At 46.8% G+C, this 365-nt stretch carries 1 protein-coding gene; it reads left to right on the forward strand.

The window, feature by feature from the left end; translation table 11 throughout:
• A partial coding sequence (locus tag G5B30_RS17200) for a hypothetical protein (RefSeq protein WP_206367185.1) occupies positions 1 to 365 on the forward strand: 365 nt, incomplete at both ends.

Here is a 365-nt window from a genome sequence, read left to right on the forward strand (position 1 = left end):
CTCCAACGTTCTGACCTATACCGACGAAGCAGGGGTTGCCACACCGGTCAACCTCAACAATACGGATCTGACTTATGATGCGGGTACTTCCATCTTAAGCTATGTGAATACTTTAGGGGTAACGCAGACTGTGGACTTAAAAGATATTGTACAGGCTAACGAGACTTTGACTACCTTAGGTTACAATGCTGCAACAAACGAACTGACCTATACAGGAGAGAACGGTACACCGGTAGTGCTGAACCTCAATGAAGGAGCTGTAGCCTATGACGCAACAACCAATATTTTAACTTATACCGACGAGGCAGGGGTGGCCACACCGATCAATCTCAACAATACGGATCTGACTTATGACCCGGCTACTG

The sequence above is a fragment of the Sphingobacterium sp. SGG-5 genome (assembly GCF_011043525.1).
In the GTDB taxonomy this organism is placed as follows: Bacteria; Bacteroidota; Bacteroidia; order Sphingobacteriales; family Sphingobacteriaceae; genus Sphingobacterium.